Origin of the sequence: Effusibacillus lacus (assembly GCF_002335525.1) — a bacterium.
GTDB lineage: Bacteria > Bacillota > Bacilli > Tumebacillales > Effusibacillaceae > Effusibacillus > Effusibacillus lacus.
In genome coordinates this window covers 1-17,720 of record NZ_BDUF01000001.1, presented here as the reverse complement: position 1 = coordinate 17,720, position 17,720 = coordinate 1, and the positions used below count along the sequence as shown (strand labels likewise).

At 50.2% G+C, this 17,720-nt stretch carries 11 protein-coding genes and 1 CRISPR repeat array; of the genes, 3 read left to right on the top strand and 8 right to left on the bottom strand.

What is annotated here, in order from left to right:
• Positions 1-149 precede the first annotated feature (149 nt).
• The 7 genes from EFBL_RS00050 to cas1 all read right to left on the bottom strand — a co-directional run bounded on the left by EFBL_RS00050 (position 150) and on the right by cas1 (position 14,653).
• Positions 150-1,748, bottom strand: a complete 1,599-nt coding sequence (locus EFBL_RS00050) for an IS1634 family transposase (RefSeq protein WP_096180067.1) — start codon at positions 1,746-1,748, stop codon at positions 150-152.
• 174 nt (positions 1,749-1,922) lie between these two features.
• Positions 1,923-4,016: a CRISPR direct-repeat array (repeat unit 37 nt; unit sequence CTTTCAGTCCCCTTGTTGCTCGGGTCTCAGTTGTAAC).
• A gap of 490 nt (positions 4,017-4,506) precedes the next feature.
• Complete coding sequence (locus EFBL_RS00045; protein ID WP_096180066.1) at positions 4,507-5,907, bottom strand: TIGR02679 family protein; 1,401 nt, start codon at positions 5,905-5,907, stop codon at positions 4,507-4,509.
• 70 nt (positions 5,908-5,977) lie between these two features.
• Positions 5,978-10,102, bottom strand: coding sequence for a TIGR02680 family protein (locus EFBL_RS00040; protein WP_096180065.1), 4,125 nt, complete (start codon positions 10,100-10,102; stop codon positions 5,978-5,980).
• Between the two features lies 1 nt (position 10,103).
• Positions 10,104-11,324 carry a TIGR02678 family protein gene (locus EFBL_RS00035; protein ID WP_207907632.1) on the bottom strand — a complete coding sequence of 407 codons (1,221 nt, stop codon included), beginning with the start codon at positions 11,322-11,324 and terminating at the stop codon, positions 10,104-10,106.
• Complete coding sequence (locus EFBL_RS00030) at positions 11,321-12,820, bottom strand: TIGR02677 family protein (RefSeq protein WP_207907631.1); 1,500 nt, start codon at positions 12,818-12,820, stop codon at positions 11,321-11,323. The genes EFBL_RS00035 and EFBL_RS00030 overlap by 4 nt, the downstream gene beginning before the upstream one ends.
• 577 nt (positions 12,821-13,397) lie before the next feature.
• Complete coding sequence (cas2, locus tag EFBL_RS00025; RefSeq protein ID WP_096180064.1) at positions 13,398-13,640, bottom strand: CRISPR-associated endonuclease Cas2; 243 nt, start codon at positions 13,638-13,640, stop codon at positions 13,398-13,400.
• A gap of 2 nt (positions 13,641-13,642) precedes the next feature.
• Positions 13,643-14,653, bottom strand: a complete 1,011-nt coding sequence (gene cas1 / locus EFBL_RS00020; protein ID WP_096180063.1) for a CRISPR-associated endonuclease Cas1 — start codon at positions 14,651-14,653, stop codon at positions 13,643-13,645.
• Positions 14,654-14,859: 206 nt separating this feature from the next.
• Between cas1 and EFBL_RS20385 the strand changes: the two genes are divergently transcribed.
• The 3 genes from EFBL_RS20385 to EFBL_RS00010 all read left to right on the top strand — a co-directional run bounded on the left by EFBL_RS20385 (position 14,860) and on the right by EFBL_RS00010 (position 16,882).
• Positions 14,860-15,024: a hypothetical protein gene (locus EFBL_RS20385; RefSeq protein WP_165912757.1), complete on the top strand. Its 165-nt coding sequence runs from the start codon at positions 14,860-14,862 to the stop codon at positions 15,022-15,024.
• A gap of 145 nt (positions 15,025-15,169) precedes the next feature.
• Entirely contained in the window at positions 15,170-15,373 is a 204-nt protein-coding gene (locus tag EFBL_RS00015) for a hypothetical protein (protein WP_096180062.1), read from the top strand.
• A gap of 111 nt (positions 15,374-15,484) precedes the next feature.
• The gene (locus EFBL_RS00010) at positions 15,485-16,882 is read left to right on the top strand and encodes a methyl-accepting chemotaxis protein (RefSeq protein ID WP_165912756.1); all 1,398 of its coding nucleotides are present in this window, start codon (positions 15,485-15,487) and stop codon (positions 16,880-16,882) included.
• Positions 16,883-17,110: 228 nt separating this feature from the next.
• On the opposite strand, the gene EFBL_RS00005 is transcribed toward EFBL_RS00010, so the two are convergent.
• On the bottom strand, positions 17,111-17,620 hold the full coding sequence (locus EFBL_RS00005; protein ID WP_096180060.1) for a hypothetical protein: 510 nt from the start codon (positions 17,618-17,620) through the stop codon (positions 17,111-17,113).
• Positions 17,621-17,720 lie beyond the last annotated feature (100 nt).

Genomic DNA, 17,720 nt, shown 5'->3' with positions numbered 1-17,720 from the left:
CGGTCAGGCTCACTACGGGGCTACATCCCAAAAAACAATCTACCTATCCATTGTGATCTCTAAAATCTGTGTCTACTATTAAGACTAGCATCATAGCCCGTAATCATTTGGATTAAGGGCTTTCCTTGATTTTCCTGCCACTACACTTATTACTGCAATGTATTTGTCAGCACTCGTGGTGGGGCTTGGGTTCCAATTGCCACAAAGGCTGCATTGGCTTCACCGTGAAGTTCCGTACGAATGATTTGCTCCTGACCTTCTACACGGATGAGAGATGCCTTCATCTGGCTGACATCGTGCAAGACATCTTTGACACTCATGGTGCATCCCGTTTCTTTCAGACGCAACGCAAGATACGATTCCATGACCAAAGCAAGAAAACACACCATGATGTGACCGCGGATCCGGCTTTCCCGGCGATGATACATCGGTCGAAGCTCCAAATTGTCTTTGAGGTTGCGAAAGGCTTGTTCCACTCGCCACAGTTCTTTGTACACCAACGCCGCCTCATCCGGTGTCAGCGATGAATTGGTGCGGATTGCATATTTGCCGTCGAACTTGGCATCTTCTTCGACTTTTGTTTCGTCTATCCGGGCGGATGCTTTATCAATGGTGAGATATTTGGAGTACGCCCGATTCTTCACAAGTCCGGAAGGTCCCAATTGATCCAGCTTGCTTTGCAATTTCTCCAGGATCACTTTCCGGGAGGTTTCATCCCGTACGGCTGCATCCGGATTGTAGCAAAGAACATAGGTCTCTCCGTTGATTTCCTTCGACTTGATTTCGAGGTTCTTCCGGATTTTCTTGTATCGGCCACGGATGGAGAGCAACTCTTGCGCCTGTTGAGACTTGCGGAGTTTAACGCCCACAACATATTCCATGCCCAGAGTACGGATTTGTTCCAAGTTGGTTTCACTCACCATTCCCCGGTCTCCCACAAGAATCACTTTTCGAACGGAGAACCGTTTTTTCAAATCCTCGATGACCCTGCCAAAGGTTTTGGTGTCATGCAGGTTGCCGGGGAATACTTGATGGGCAATCGGAATTCCTTGTTTGGTCATCAGCAGACCGATGACCACCTGCTTCCGATCCCCTCGATGATCCTTGGAATATCCGTATTGGGCAAGCTCGTCGGTTTCATCCCCTTCAAAGTAGGTGCTGGTGGTGTCGTAAAACACCAAATCGAGATCCAGCGTAGTGAGATCGGTGAGCCTGCCGTAAAGCTGCTGTTCAATCAAATCTTTGTACTCAGCCAGAAAATCCAGGGCACGATAATAGTGGTGCAGTTGGATTTCATCTAATCCCTGCGCATAGACAGTCTGTACCCACTGCCGAAAGATGCGGTACTTGCTGAAGGGATCCATCAGCCGGTTGAGAACCATCGCAAAAATGGCTTCCTCGTACTGAACGGCAACCTCTACATCATCCAGTAGTTTCCGCAGGAATCGCCCCATACCAAGTTGCTCCCAGATCTTGCGAAAGAGATACACCGGTCCAAACTCTTTCGTCCACAAGACAGCGACAGAAGAAGCCCCCTGCCCATGAATCCGTTGTGCATAACGCTCTGAAAATTTAGCCAACCCCTCGATTAGGGTATCGAGCGAGCCTTGTTGTAAATCTTCCAACCTCCCGAGAGTCAAGAGCGTTTGCTGACGAACTTTCTGATCGACACGGAATGTCTGGCAAAGTTGAAGATATTGACGGATGGAACCATCCTTGTTTTTCTGTTTGTTGATTCGAATAAACATAGCATTAATAGAATACCATTTATTTCAATAAAAAGAAACACAAAAAGTTATCCACATAACACTACGGAGCAGCTACGAAAAACACAAAAAATGTGGATAATCCTTGTACTTATGGCACTCAGTTATTCACAGGTAGTGGTTTGGTGTCAAACTTGAGTCTGACTTTAACCAATGCTTTCAGTCCCCTTGTTGCTCGGGTCTCAGTTGTAACGAGCCTTCGTCAGCGGCAATCCGGACTATCCAAACTCTTTCAGTCCCCTTGTTGCTCGGGTCTCAGTTGTAACAACAAAGTAGTCTGATCCACGTGAGTATTTTAAACTCCTTTCAGTCCCCTTGTTGCTCGGGTCTCAGTTGTAACTCACTCATACCAGGCTCATGTCGATCGGATGAATTCTTTCAGTCCCCTTGTTGCTCGGGTCTCAGTTGTAACGTTCCTGGACCGCATCCTCAATCTCCTTCAGTTTTTCTTTCAGTCCCCTTGTTGCTCGGGTCTCAGTTGTAACGTTCGATTTTACTGACTTAAAGCCAATCGCTACATACTTTCAGTCCCCTTGTTGCTCGGGTCTCAGTTGTAACGCCTCTTTGGACAACGGCTGGATGATGCTGCCACTTTCTTTCAGTCCCCTTGTTGCTCGGGTCTCAGTTGTAACAGGCCGAAGAGAGGTATCAGAGGAAAGAACGCCTGGTACTTTCAGTCCCCTTGTTGCTCGGGTCTCAGTTGTAACAGTAATACGGACAATCAACATCTGTAAAGAATGCGAGCTTTCAGTCCCCTTGTTGCTCGGGTCTCAGTTGTAACGACGATTAGGTTGGTCTTTCCATCGATGAAATTCGTTTCTTTCAGTCCCCTTGTTGCTCGGGTCTCAGTTGTAACTGCAGGTAAACTTGTGGTCCCCATCATCGTGCCTTACTTTCAGTCCCCTTGTTGCTCGGGTCTCAGTTGTAACTGTTTGAATCGCTCAAGAGCAGCCAACAACCCTTCTCTTTCAGTCCCCTTGTTGCTCGGGTCTCAGTTGTAACTTTGCCGAAAATCACAGGTGCTACCATCTGTTCACTTTCAGTCCCCTTGTTGCTCGGGTCTCAGTTGTAACCAGTGTTGTTCCGAATCCAATCCATTGATCTCAAGACTTTCAGTCCCCTTGTTGCTCGGGTCTCAGTTGTAACTACCTACGAAACTTCTCTCAAAGATTTTGAACCTGTAGCTTTCAGTCCCCTTGTTGCTCGGGTCTCAGTTGTAACGAGCATGGAGTTGTATTTGTGGTGGAAATGTGAAACCCTTTCAGTCCCCTTGTTGCTCGGGTCTCAGTTGTAACCGTCATCGTATCTCCGGCTTTGTTGACTGCACCAACTTTCAGTCCCCTTGTTGCTCGGGTCTCAGTTGTAACTGCAGGTAAACTTGTGGTCCCCATCATCGTGCCTTACTTTCAGTCCCCTTGTTGCTCGGGTCTCAGTTGTAACCTACACGTCAATAAACGAAGAAGAGGAGCTATGCCCTCTACTTTCAGTCCCCTTGTTGCTCGGGTCTCAGTTGTAACCTCAATTATCACCTTAGACCCCAATGGAATTTTTTTTCTTTCAGTCCCCTTGTTGCTCGGGTCTCAGTTGTAACAAGGAGATCGCATTTTACAAGTCCTAATGCTTCTGCTTTCAGTCCCCTTGTTGCTCGGGTCTCAGTTGTAACAAGACAATCAGAATGGTTACATGGTGAAATTCTTGGCACTTTCAGTCCCCTTGTTGCTCGGGTCTCAGTTGTAACGATTCGGAAAACAAGCTCCCCCGGTTGTGGTTCATATCTTTCAGTCCCCTTGTTGCTCGGGTCTCAGTTGTAACATTTTTTAAACTGCGGTGATAATACCAAAAACCATAGCTTTCAGTCCCCTTGTTGCTCGGGTCTCAGTTGTAACGCACGGACAGTTGCCAGATGCGCCGCATTGTTAACTTTCAGTCCCCTTGTTGCTCGGGTCTCAGTTGTAACGATTACTTTGATGAAAATGGAAAAATTCTAGAAATACTTTCAGTCCCCTTGTTGCTCGGGTCTCAGTTGTAACTACAGCAGAGGGATCACCTCGTCCGCAAATTGCTCCCTTTCAGTCCCCTTGTTGCTCGGGTCTCAGTTGTAACTGGTTTCTTGTTCTCATGTGCGTTTTGTTTCCGTACATCTTTCAGTCCCCTTGTTGCTCGGGTCTCAGTTGTAACACACACATAGGCGTTGACAAGATGGGTCTTGTTGGCTTTCAGTCCCCTTGTTGCTCGGGTCTCAGTTGTAACCGACCGCGTAAACCATCATAAAAACCAGTTGTGGTGCGGGTTTGCGCGTTTTTCAGAAAGTATCGATTCCACGTTTTCTTCGAGGATTGATTTCTTGTTGAAAAGTGGTCGGTATCCTCGAAATAACTTATCCCCCTCTTTCACTAAGGTAGTATTCCCGTTTCCCGTATAAAACATATGGCAAACAGTGAAGAATAAAATTTTTACACTTCTCCCTACACGGATAATATACCATAGATCACCTCCTGAATTTCATGAAGGTGATCTTGACCGTGGGTACCCGGCGGTCCCCTACCACTTAAACGCGATTAAAATCCGGTTTGCAAATAAAAAATGGAATTCTCTCTCCAATCGAGCCGTTTTGACGGGTTTCTTTGCGGACTTCAAATCGATTGGAGTTCATAGGATCCATATAATGGGCCAAATCGGTAGCATCTTCGCTCCTTAAGGCGGGCACGTTTTATAGGTTCCATTCCGCTCTTCTTCCAGTTCAAAAAGGTTGTCCTAACCCATTCTTATGGGCTTCCCAATCAGCCAAAAGCAAGCCCAGAATCTGCTCCTGAAACAGTTTCCTTCCCGAATTTCGCATTACTTTCAAAAGCCGGTCATCCCAAGGTACCTGCATTCGCTCAAGAGCCTGAATCTCTGCCTCCGAAAAAGAGGGAAAGTGTCTCCGAACAGCGGACCGGTAGGTCTCGGCATCCAATCGCCAGGGTATAAACCTGCTTCCGTACCTTTGCGAAAGACCGGCCGCCATGGTCAAACCTTTCACGTCAAAGTCACCGCTGTAATAAATCCTGGACTGTCCATCCGTAATCTTGTCCAGCAGCCTCAGAGCAGCCAAGGAAGGTTGACCGCTTGTGCAGACAAGCGGAAACGGCAATGAAGATCCCGTTTGCAACCCCCAATCCACCAATGCGCCAAAAATGGACGGGTTCTCCACCACAAAAACCTCTGATATGGAAGGCAACGTATCTGTGTCAAGGCGTTCGACGGTCAGCAGCGGCAATGCCACCGGGTCTTTCGCATATTCACCCCATCCCGCCACCCAAACAATCGAGCTTATGTCATCCAAAACAATCCCGGCGAGAGCGTACTGCGCCCTGATGACCTCGCTTTGGGAAATACTCTCCAATGTATTGTCAGAAGTCGGATCCGCTTCATCCGTTGATCTCGTTTCTTCGAAGCTGTCTTCCTGCGGGGCAGTCCTGCCCGGTTCCTGTATGCCTGGTTCCGATCCATGCCGGTACCGGTTTTGCAAAGCTGTCATGCCCCAATAAAAGATTCTTCCTGCCAAAGTCGAGCGGTCAAGTCCGTGCGGATCGCCTGTCGTCCGTGCCGCAAAAACGGGCAACCGCTCATTACGTGCAGGCAACTGATGCAACGCCTCCAAAGCTACTGCCCAATCCGGACTGTCCCCTTTCTCGCAGTAATCCCTGTAACATTCCAGAAACACCCGGTAGCCGCTCCCGAATCCGGCGCTTAGCTGTTCGATCCAGATCTTCAACTCTTCTTTTCCTGCGAACTGCGACGCCCAACGACAAAACCGTTCCCATGACCGCTGTTCGATTTCCCGCTGCTCTTGCCGGGTCATCCAATCATCTCCGTACAGCAGGCACAGACAATCTTTAATGGAAACCTGAAACCTTGTTTCTTGCAATGCTCTTTCCAGTTCGGCCAGACGAAACCTGAAATCGGACCTGCCCAACATATTCACGGCAAACAATCCCTCAAGCGCATCCCGTTCTTCCTCGCGCAAGCCGGACAGACGGATTGTACCTGCGATCCGCCCGTAACTTTCGTATTTCTTGCGGACAAGCGGCCACATTCTTTGCAGACCGGGTTGCCTTAGAAAGGCCAGGCATTCCGTATTTGTACCCGAAGGACTCACCGCGCTGTTCCCCCAATCGAAAGAAAACTTGGCATTCGCCCAGTCCTTGGACGAAGGTGGAAGCCTACTCTCACCCTTCAAATCTGGCAGCAGCCACTTCCTTCACGGCCTCCCAGTCCCCATCTTCCATCATTCGTCTCTGAACACCGTTCCAATAGTAAGGGATCAGAGTGACGAAATCCACATCCTGCGGTCTGTAAACTTCATAGATGGAAAGAGAGGGGACCGTGTCATAGCAGCCCCAGAGCACCTGGCTCGTCATCATGTAATCAAATCGCATATCGGTGAGCAGTTGGAACATGTCCCGCATGTTCTCATCGTCAACTCCTGCGAACGCTTCATCTAACGTGATGATACGAGGGGCATCGGAACGGGAATCCTTGTACCGGGAGTCGGCAGCGGCAAACAGCGGAATGTACATCGCCATTGCCTTTTCTCCCCCGCTCATCACATTAAATCGTGAATCGGTCAACTCCCGCCAGGGTTGGCTCCCCTTGCGGTAATACAAGGTGAAAGCAAACCAATTCCGGTAATCCAGCAACTCTTGCATCCACTTGCGCAATCCTTCTCCCTCTGCCGCATCCTCCTTGGCCCACCGGATTCTCGAACGGAAATGCTCCACCATTTGTTCGATTTCTTCCGGAAGCAGAGTGTTTGGATTTTTCCGCAGCAGACGAACCAATTTTTCCGTATCCATTTCCCTTTCGTTGCGGGCGGCCCTGGGCGTCCACTCCAGCGACAAAACCAATCCGCTGGAGGTTTTCCGGCTTTCCATAAAGCGGTTCATTTCCTTGACCCACTGTTCGGCCCGATTGATCTTGTCCTTGATCGCCCGTCCGACACTGTGAATCAGGATTTGCTCGTACAACTCCCGGTCCTTCTCTTCAATCAGCAGACGCTGTTCCTCTTCCATTCGCAACAACTCATTCAGAAGCATGCGGGGAGTCCAGGGCTGGGAACGATCCCGCAACGATTCGATAAAAATCCGCTCCCCGGCTTCCTCATAACGTTGCGCCAAAGAGTAATCAAGAAGCGCGTTTTTCGCCAAAACGAACGTTTCCTGCAATTGGTTGAGCAGCTGCTCTCTTCTCCGGGATTCATAACGCGAACGGAAAAGGTTGCGGATGGCTTGCGCCGTCTTCAGAATCCCTTCCGGCCTATCTGTCGCGTCCGTTCTCAACTGGTGTTCCGGCTCGAATTCAACGAGGCCCAGTTGCCATTCATACTGCCAATGTTGAATCGACTTTTGCAATTGCAGTTCACTTTGTTCCAGTTCCGCCCTTTTTTGCCGCAGCCGTTCTTCCGCTGCTCCGAGTTCCCCGTCCAGTCGGCGCAATTCCGTGTTGCACCGATCAATGGTCTTATTCAGATCGGAACGAAGTTCCTGAAGCTCTTGCAATCGTTGGAAAATGTCATAGACACCCAATTCCTGCACCAGCTTGGTCAGGGACTGAACCGCTGCCGCAAATTGTGTTTCCCGCGCCGCAAGTACATCCAGATGCTCCTGTTCGGAAGCGATGCGATCCGCTGCCGTTTGGAGCTCCTCTTCCAATTGACGGGTCTCCTGGCGAATTCTCCCGAGAACCGCCAGCGCCGCTTTCAGGCTCAGTCCGTAACGTTCATAGTCTTGCAGAATGTCCAGGGCTTCCCGGAAATCTTTTTCTTTTTTGAGACGTGACCACTTCGCTGTTTTCTCCAGGACCGTCCGCTGCTGATCCCGCCATTTCCGGGCTGCTTCTTTGTATTTCTCGCTCCATTCCGTCTCCACTTTTTGGGCATGTTCCCAATCAGCTTTCGCATCATGCAATGCCCGGCTTGCCGCCCGAAGATCCTCGTCTGCAGGCAGTGCAGCCAGTTCCTGCCGTATGTGTTCCGACTCTTCCTGAAGATTCCGGATTTGTCCTCGAATCATATCGATTTCCTGTTCGACAGCCTGAATCTGTTCTTCCAATCTCCTGATTTCGGCAAGTCTCGCCTGTTTGCGGGCCTCCGCCCCGATCCATTCCGGCCGTTCCTTGCCGGTCGTTTGTCCGGTCAACGGACCCAACACAAACTGGCCTGTTTCGGTGATGAAGGCGCCGTTCCCATCGCCCTGTCCGATTTGAATGGTCCGCAACACTTCTTCCACCTGTTGTACGGTCAAACCGCTTTCAGCCGATGGGGTAGGTTCCAGGTAGTCGGCCAGCGTATGCCCGAACCAGACAGGTGATGACTTGATCCAAACCTCTTCTTCCTGCTCCAGGATTTCCACTGCATCGGATGAAATCCAGGCGTCCAACAGTCCGGAACGATGCAGTACGGTTTCCAGTACCGCTTTTGTCCTCTCGTCCACGTTCGGGCGAAATTCACAAAGAGCATACAACGGACCGCCCGGCTGTTTTTCCGATTCCATTCTGCGCTTGCGGGAACGTGAACGAGCCTCGGAACGTTGCGGTTCCGGTTCCCGATGTTCACGCCAAGCTAGCAGTTCGCTCCGTAACTGTTCCATTAGTTGTGCTTGCAAATTCATTTCGTGTTCGGCGGTCAGCCTTTGGGCTGTAATCTCCACCTGAGCCTGCTCCGCCACTGATTTGAGGGGATCGACAACCTCGTCATAAGCCAGTTCCGGATACCTTTGCAGCCGATGAAGCACAGTTCGGAACGTCTCCTCCGTTACAGACAACCGTTGCAGCCCCTTGTGCCACGCAAGCAAGGAATCTTCTTGCCGTAGGATAGTCTGCCGCAGTGCTTCCTCCCTGGTGTGCATGAACCGTTCGGCCGCATCCCTGTGCTCCCGCGCCACACTCATGCTTTGCTCCGCCTCACGCGCCTTTGCGGCCAGTTCCCTTTCATAAACGCAATGCTCGTGAATTTCTTTCAGCTCTTGCCTGTAATTTGCCACATCCCGTTTCCAGCCGGCCCACATCCTTTCGTCCGCCGGTTGGCCATCGTTTTCCCACTGCCGTTCGTATAAATCGTGATCCTGAAATTCGATCTCCCGCGACAGAGTATCCATTTCATTGCGCAGTTCCCTCTGTTCGTCCAGGTATCTTGCCAGTTCCAGCTGAACCTTTTCCGCCCGTTCCTCCTTCTTCTGCCTGTCCCGCTCCAAACCGTCAATCCTTCCGTTCGTACGCTGAATTTCCTCCTGTGTCTCTTTCAGCCGTTCCTGTGCGGCCAGCAATTCCGCCTGCTTTTCCATCGCTTCCGATCGGTTCAGATACTCGATTTCCGTTTCCGCCTGCAGCAGATTCTGTTTGGAGGTTTCCAGCAAAACCTGTGTCTGTTGGGCTTCCTCCTGCAGCCCATCCCAGATCTGCTCCTCCTTAAGAACTTCCGCCGCTTTTTGTTTCCGTTCCGACTCGTCCTGCAGGGCCTTGGCCGAAAGCTCAAACAATCGCATCTCGTTATACTGGTCGTAAACATGAACCAGTTTCTGCGCCTCCGTTCGGTGCATCCGCAATTCGTCCAAACGATCCCCTATTTCGTCCATATCCTCGATGATTTCGGCAAGAGGGCGCAAGTCCTCGTCGCTTAGAGGAGGCAGGGCGTCATTCAGAATGCCGTAGATCGTGGAAGGCTTGAAATCTTTCGATAACTTCGGCGAACGGAGTTGGATCATCAGCTCCAGCAGGTCTTTGTACGCCTCCAGGTCCGCAAAGCCAAACAGCAATTGATTCACCATCTGGCAATATTCGCCCTGTTCGCGCACCACTTTTCCGCCTTCACCGATCAACTGTTCCAATTCAGCCCGATCCAAAGGTACTTTCTGGCCATGTTTTTCGAACAAATCCCGATCATACAAAAACAGATCCTTGCCAATTCTCCGCTGGTCGGTGATGGCAAACCCCCAGAATCCTACTTGGGCAGCCCCTCGTCTGGCGCGCAAACCGATCCCTACTGTCAGGAACCTGTTGGATTCAGGTTGCCGAAACTCCAGGTACAGGTATCCCGTACGGTCCTGAATCCCGCTTTCCGTCTCTCCCAGCAGGTAATATTCAATCTTCCGGTCTCTCGAACCGAACGGGTCCAGCCTGGAGGGACGCTTGTCCCCGTCCAAAACCAGCGGCAGAAAGCTTTGCATGGTGACTGATTTACCCGATCCGTTCGCTCCTCGAAAAATCAGCCTTCCTTCCGATAGTTCAAACACTTCGTCCGAATAGAACCAAAAGTTCAGAACCCCCGCCCGATTCATCACCCATCTGTTCGCAGTCATTTTATTCGGCCTGCCCCTTCCAGTCGTATGTTCCGTTCCAGCGCATGAATGCCGGATAAAGTTTGACAATATGGACTCCTTCTTGCATGCCCAAATTCCACTCCCGCAAGTGGGCGATCAGTTCATCCGCGAGCAAACTGCTCGTCTTCTCACGGTGTCCCTTGCTCCAGTAATCCCCGTGGTACTCTTTCGACCGGCTCAGAATCCCCTCAAACTCGGCTCTTGTCAACAGCAAATTGCCCTGTTCGTCTTTCTCAAAGATACCGGGGTTTTTGTGCAAAATCCGGCGAATCTCACCCGCCAGCAGCATCAACAGATCCGACTCCCCTGCCAGAGTCGGGAACAGTTCCATTTCCCCGGTCACATCCGTCCAGGTGAACAACAATCCTTCCCGGAACCGCCGCCCCTCAAGGTTCAACATGTTCCGCATCTGCTCGATCAACCAGGATCTTTGGGTCTGGACATACCTCCGCTCTTCGTCCGGCCACTGCCAGTCATATACAACGGGTTCCTGAATCAACCGGCGAAAAATCTTCTGTCTTCTGACCTGCACATCTGAACCGGTTCCCGGATCAGCGGCCGCCGGGAGAAGCTGATCAGCAGGGGCAATCAATTCCTCCATGGATTGGTAGGCCGTCAGATCTTTCGGAAACCTGCGAAGCACATACCGCGCCATCGGGGAAGCCTCGTACAACACGTTATGATTGCCTCCTTCGCGGGCCCAATCCGATTCCTCCCCTTCCACAGCCACGAGCACGTCCAACTCCCTCAATTTCTTTAACGCCCGGGCCATCGACAGGCGATGTTCGTAAAGAGTCCAGTCCAGATTCACATCCAAAGACAGCAGGTGTTCGCGGATGGCGTCGACCATCTCAGACAGCAAAAATTGTTCCGCTTCTCCCCGGCCTTCCAGGTACCACAGTCCATATGCAAACAGAGCGTAATCCCTGGGGCCGTGAAAGGTTTCGATTCGCATCCACGGTTGCCAGGAACCGGGAATTTTCTCCAACTTGGCAAAACTGCGTGTAACGATCAGGGAAAAACCGGCATGGTCATGAAACCAATCCCGCAATTTCTCATAATGACTCTTGACCAACAAAAACATCTCCGGATCTTTCCGCTTCGTAATCCAGGGCCGGTTTAAAAGCGCCTGGGCAGCCTGCTGCAACTCTGCTCTCAGCCGTTCCTGCGTGCCGCCTGCCATCTTGCGGATTCGCCTCACTGTGCGGTCACCTCTTTTAGAAACATTCGGAAATCAGGCAAATCCAACACTCCATCTTCAAAGACCAATTTTGCCCGTTGTCCGTTTTCGGGTTCCTGCAGGCGAATTTCCAATCCGTCCGGTGTCCGGATTTTTCGCGACCGGCTTGCCATGCACCGGCCGATCCATAGTAACAGGAACTTGCGTTCCGGCAGGGTCAGCCGCTCCAACTGACTCATGGAGAATTCGCCCATCGCGACCCATTTTCGCAAAATCTCGTCCTCAGACGCTTTTCCCGCAAGAAACGCCTGCCTGGCTCTTTCCTGCTGCTCTTTCCGATCGCGGACCGCTTCGGTCGACCCCGCTTTTCTTTGAACCCGGCTGCGCGATTTTAACTCCCGAATGACAGGCATCTCGTCCCACATGGACAGATCGGCCGAATCGGAGGTTCGCTCCCCTTCTCCCTGGAAATGCCGCGTTCGATAGAGACCAAACGTGTAAGCACCAAGTCGATGAGCCTCCTCAACGTCGTCCAAACTCAAAAACCACTGCCCCAAGTAATCCAGTTCCCGTTTGCGGCTGATTCCCCACTTGTATTTTTCCTGAATCGCCAACGCATACTTGAGCATTTTGGCAATGCTGTCTTTGGTCGCCCGTTCCAGAAAAATCACGTCGCTTGGCTCATGCCCGTTTCCCGTGAACCACTGAACGAAGATGGACCACTCCTCCCGACGGCGATCCATCCGTTCTTCAACCGTAATTGACTCTTCCAACGACGGCATCCTTGCTTCATCGGTCACAACCGCATGAAGAAAAGCCTGCCAGACTTCGGGGTCTGTCTCCTGCAGGATTGCCTCCATCTGTCCTCCGTGGCGCTGCAGCCCGATGACAAAATTACGCAGATAGTGAGTCAATGTGTCCTTAAAGACCAGAAACTGCTCCGTTAGCATCAACTCTTCCGCTCTCCCGGTTTGCAGGCTCGCCAAATAATCGGATGCGTTTTCATGCAGTTGGCGAAACGAGTTTTGCAAATCCCGCCACAGCTGCAAGGCTTCCCCTTCCGGCCATTCCGGTATATCCCGAACCCGTTTGATATAACCCAGTAAACGTTCCAGAAGAGTGGGCTCCAGCGAGCCTCCATAGCCCTGAATGTTTTCCAGATTCTCCAGCATCCGCTCGATTTCGATGGTGTAAGGCGTCATTTGATATCGGAATCGCTTGCGCAGGTACTCTTCGATGGTTGTCGCCCTGCCGCCGTCATGACGACTGGTCAGATTTTTCCATTCGACCAGTGTTTCCAAGTCCCTTTGACACTGTTCCAGAGAGTAATCGTCCAGCAGCCCCCAACTCATTACGCCGGCATAGACTTCTTCGGCTTTCAGCCAATATCTCAACTTGCTGTGATTTTCATAGAAAAGCCGGAGAATCAACCGGTAACGGGCCACATTTTCCGCGTTCAGATATTTGGTCTCCGGTACCGGCTTCGTCCACAGTTCCCTTGTTTGTCGTCGGTTCACCGCACTCATCCTTTGCAACACAACCGTTTCTATCTCTCTACTATAATGGATTTCCGACACCTGAACCACCACCTGTGTTTTTTCAATATATGGATATCAGGATCGGCAAAATTGGAAATTTGTAACCATGTGACAATGGAAAATCAATTGATGGGATTGTTGAACCAATCAACAATACACCTCTGCTGAAATGAAATTTGAGTTGGCTGGTGGAGAATCTTTTGGGGTGGAGAAGAGAGAGACAAACTTTCACTCATGCTTATGCAATGCAGGACTTGAGAAGGTAGTGGAACTCCTTCCGGATGAGTCAATAGAAATTTCACATGAACAAAAAGCGGCTCATTTTGCGGATGAGCCGCATCCTTTCAGTCCCCTTGAAGCTCGGGTCTATCTTGAGACTGAGTCCGTCAGGTGTTGCTACCTGTTGATACTCTTCTTTCAGTCCCCTTGAAACTCGGGTCTATCTTGAGACGAAGCAAAATTGTTTGTCACTACCTTTGGATTGGCTCTTTCAGTCCCCTTGAAACTCGGGTCTATCTTGAGACCCTCCTTTCGGTTGATGGTGTATGTATATTCGCTAACTTTCAGTCCCCCTCGCTTGTTTCAGATCTTTCTCGCACATCGGGTACATTTGAATATTTCCTTTGTCAACACCAAGAATTTTTTTGAGCCGGAAGAACAGTTCCTCCATCCGGTTGGCGGAAAGATCCCCTCGAAAGGCACTGAACTGGATGCGCTGCAGGCCGTAATCTTTACAGGCGTTCGCTACTTTTGAGCGGATCCGGTCGTTTTCCACATCATAGATCACCAAGACTTGCACGCTTACCAACTCCACACGAATGGTTTGTATTCACGCCCTTCGCGCAGGAACGTGGCAAGGTGATAAGCCTGTCGTTGGATTATCGTTTTTAACTGGTATCTCTTTCCTTCGTAGCGGTCTTTGCTTTCCAGCCGTTCCGTGATCGCCTGGGCAATCACCCGTCTGCTTTCCTTACTGAGTCCGTCGTCCTCCATTTTTGGCGAAAACCCTTTTGTAAATAGAGCCAGCACTGTCCGGTCAACAATCGGCTGCCTGAATTCTTCCATGAAATCCAGTACAAAAGATGGCCTGCCTGACCGGTCCACATGCAGAAAACCGGCACATTCCTCAAGACCGGCCAGCAAAATCGCTTTGCTGATTTCATTCTGCAGGCATCCATACCCGTAATTCAGCACAATGTTGACCGGATCGGTTGCTCCACGATGATCACGCCCCGAAAAGCCCAGTTCAGGTTTCAGCAGTTTCTTGACCACTTCCCAATACAAATAAGCTGATCTTCCTTCGATCGACAGCAGTGTCCCACGGACTTCGTCAATGGCGGCACCGTCCAACCGGTTCAGATCCTCCAGATTCCGTTCCAGAACCAGAATGGTTTCCTCAAACAGGGATTGAAGATTGCTTGAATTTCCTCTTCGATTTTTGGCCCAATATTTGATGAGATTCAGTTGGGCCCTGATTTTGGCGCCGACAAACACTTTACTGATCACAACGCTCCGACGATCTTTGTAAGCCTCAAGCTGAGCTCGCCGAGTGGCGATGGTTGCCTGCAAGCTTGGCGACACCAGTTTGGCAAACGGATCTCCTTTATAGGACAGAAAGTGGATCGGTATGCCCTGTTCTGCACAATGCTCCACAACATCGGAGGAAATGGAAACGCCTCTGGAGGCGATTATTACATCATCTACATCAAAAAAAGGCACTTCCTGTACGATCTTCCTGTCTCGATCCCGGATTACCAACCTTTCGCTGACTTTGCGGATCCCATATCCGTATTCATCTACAATCAGTTGCACTTACCGTTCACTCTCCCATTAGTTGTTTATTTCCAGTTTTGTCACGAACCAATTGATATAAACGCGATTAAAATCTGGTGCAAATAAAAAATGCTTCCAAAATCTCAATGCTCTTGCCTTGTCACATTTCCTCTCAAAAAACATTCAAATGAGCGACCAGAAAAACTACACTGAAAACAACCAAACGAATGAAGGGGGCTTGCAAAGTGAATCACGATTTCTGGGAACAGGAAGCCTATCAATTGCTTTCGAAGGAGATATCAGCCACCGATTGCCCGTTTATGATCAAAGCGCTGAAAAAGGCCTATTTGACCGTAAACCCGGATGCCAGAAGCGAATCTGTCGAATTGGCCACTTTCTTGTACTTGTAAGAAATTATAAGATTTCAAGGTAACAAGTATAAGTGCACTTGGGGCCCCGTCAAAGTGCTTGTCACTTTGGTGGGTGTAGCTTTGCCATTCGCCAAGGAAAGCACTTGACGAATGCCAAGTTTTCTTTATAAAGGAGTGTTGAAATATGGGGATTTTGTACGAAATCGCAAAGAAAATCCGTGAAGAGAGCATCCACGAAACCATCAACTTCCTGAAAGGCGGGAGTGGTACCCCGGCCACGGCACAGATCATCCGGGTTGTTGAGAAAGACATGAAGCGGAATTGGAATGATCTGCCAGATCACTCCTACAAGGACTGGAGAATACCGTATCTTCGACGCAATCTCTAACATGCCAGTCTCCTAATGTGAGCTTTCCTTACATCATCCATTCTTCGCCGAAGTCCCATTCCTTATAATAGACAGTAACTTTTTTGAATGTTCGATTCAGGGGGATGGGGAATGAGTCTGATTGCCAGAATGCTGAACCTGAAAGAACAGGACCAACGGGAGACAGGCATTGATTTGGGTACGCTGCGAGGCTTGATGGCCGATGTGCAAGTGGCAACCGATCAAACGGTTTCCGCCATTCAAAGGATCCATTCTGCACTGGCAGACAGCCAGACCCATACGGATTCCATCTTCCGGGAGTCACGATCAGTCAAGAAAGATATGGTCCAGATGGCAGCCATGCAGGAACAGTCTGGCAAGCAAATTGAAACGGTTACAAATTCAGCCTTGGACATCAGTGAATTGTCCAATCGTTTGGCACAGGGCAGTCAGGATTTAAAACAAAAATCCAATGCCAACCTGCACAAGGTCATGGAAATTCATACGGTTTCCGATCATCTGCTTGACAATCACCAGGTCATCCTTCAGCAGACAGTTCAATTGGCTGCTTTCGCCCGGGACATTGACCGAATCCTGGATGTGATTGCAAACATTGCCGATCAGACCAATCTCCTGGCTATCAATGCGTCGATTGAAGCGGCGCATGCGGGTGCACAGGGACGCGGGTTTGCAGTGGTAGCAAGTGAAATCCGCAAACTCTCGCAGCAGAGCGGCGAAGCAGTCAAGGAAACCGAATTGTTTCTGAAATCCATCCAGAGCGGTATTGAGAATGTCCTGCAGGAGTTGCGGAAGGAACAGCAAGAATTGAACCAAATGAGAGGCGAATTTGAACAGCTGCGAAACAGCTTCCTGTCAATGGTGCAAATGGCGGACATGTTTAGCGGGCTCGCCAAAAATTCGGATCAGGCGACAACCGTACAGTCAGGTGCCGCACAGGAAATATTGGCCTTTGTCCAGGAAATTGTATCTTACGGCCAGGAAACGCTGGAAGCTGTAAACCGCATGGAACAGGCGGTGGAAGAACAGCGGAAGCAACACCTGGAGCTGGAAGAACTGAGCAGATTCATGACGGAGAAAACTTCGCTTCTGACCCAGACTCTGGCTCCCCTTCACAAGCAGCTTTACAATGTGGATGAGTCCTTGATGGAAGACATTGCTTCCAATCTGAGAAAATACTTCAGTCCATTGTTAAACGACAACAGGCTGCTGTCCATGAACGAGAACGAACAACGCAAGCTTTTCGAACACATTCTGCAGGAACAGCCGGTCATTGAGGCGATCTGGTCAAACGACAGCAACGGGGATTTCGTTTGTTCCCTGCCGCCGGCAGGCATTCTGAACGCGAAAGGACGGGTCTGGTGGACAGAAGCGATGCAGGGAAACCTGTTCCAATCCGATCTGTACATCTCTTCCATCAGCCGCCGGCCTTGCATCACGATTTCTTTCCCCCTTATCCGCGGAGGAGATATTCTGGGAGTGATGGGCATTGACGTAATGCTCCCAACTTGAGGCAATGATGACCCGCGGAATGACCAACAGACGGCCGCAATGTCAAAGCTTTGACCGGCATGTCCACTTCTTTTCATATTCCACTGGTTCCCAACGTGGGGTGGACAGCCTATTGCCTGGATACGGAGGGCAATGTGATTGGTTTGATGGAGTTTCTTCAAAAGCAGTAATTGTTTGAAAAAAAGCAACCTTGCATTTCGGGATGCAAGGTTGCTAGAAAAGAAAGTTTTAAGGTGCGACTGCGCCTTGAGCGCCATAAGTGTGAACGACACTGGTTTGGCGTTGAATGGTTTGACCGTTCTTCTTTTTCACCTGAATTTGAATCATTGCAGCAGTGCTCCCCTGCGCCTGGACGACCACACCGGGTCCTGATGTTGAAGTCGATTGATTTTGCTGTGCACCGGCAGAACCCTCCTGCGACTGGCCGCTTTGGGTTTGTTGTCCGTCAACGTTTGCAGATTGCTCTTGTGACACCGTAGTGGGACTGGCAGTTGCCCCCATTTGAGTTTGCGCACCGCTTGCAACTCCAAACTGGAATTGCGCTTTTCCGCCACCGTGACTGGAAGTTTGCTGCCCCGTAGAAGTCTGGCTCGTTGAACTCTGCTGCAAACCGGCTCCCCCGTCATTCTGGTTTTGCTCCACAGAAGCCCCGATGCTTTGTGATTCAGCGAGGCAGGTGGCTCCCCCAAATCCCAAAACCGAGACTGCCAATAGCACACTCATCCCTTTTTTGACCATGAACGAATTCCTCCCTCAATAAATTAATGTTTTCTACGTTTTTCTCGCTCTATCACAATATTTCATCTTTGACGTACGAAGCACCCATGGATAATATTTG

Coding starts and splice junctions, on each gene's coding strand:
- EFBL_RS00015 (WP_096180062.1), top strand. CDS start 15,170: ATGGGGATTTTGTACGAAATCGCAAAGAAAATCCGTGAAGAGAGCATC.
- EFBL_RS00010 (WP_165912756.1), top strand. CDS start 15,485: ATGAGTCTGATTGCCAGAATGCTGAACCTGAAAGAACAGGACCAACGG.
- EFBL_RS00050 (WP_096180067.1), bottom strand. CDS start 1,748: ATGTTTATTCGAATCAACAAACAGAAAAACAAGGATGGTTCCATCCGT.
- EFBL_RS00005 (WP_096180060.1), bottom strand. CDS start 17,620: ATGGTCAAAAAAGGGATGAGTGTGCTATTGGCAGTCTCGGTTTTGGGA.
- EFBL_RS00040 (WP_096180065.1), bottom strand. CDS start 10,102: ATGACTGCGAACAGATGGGTGATGAATCGGGCGGGGGTTCTGAACTTT.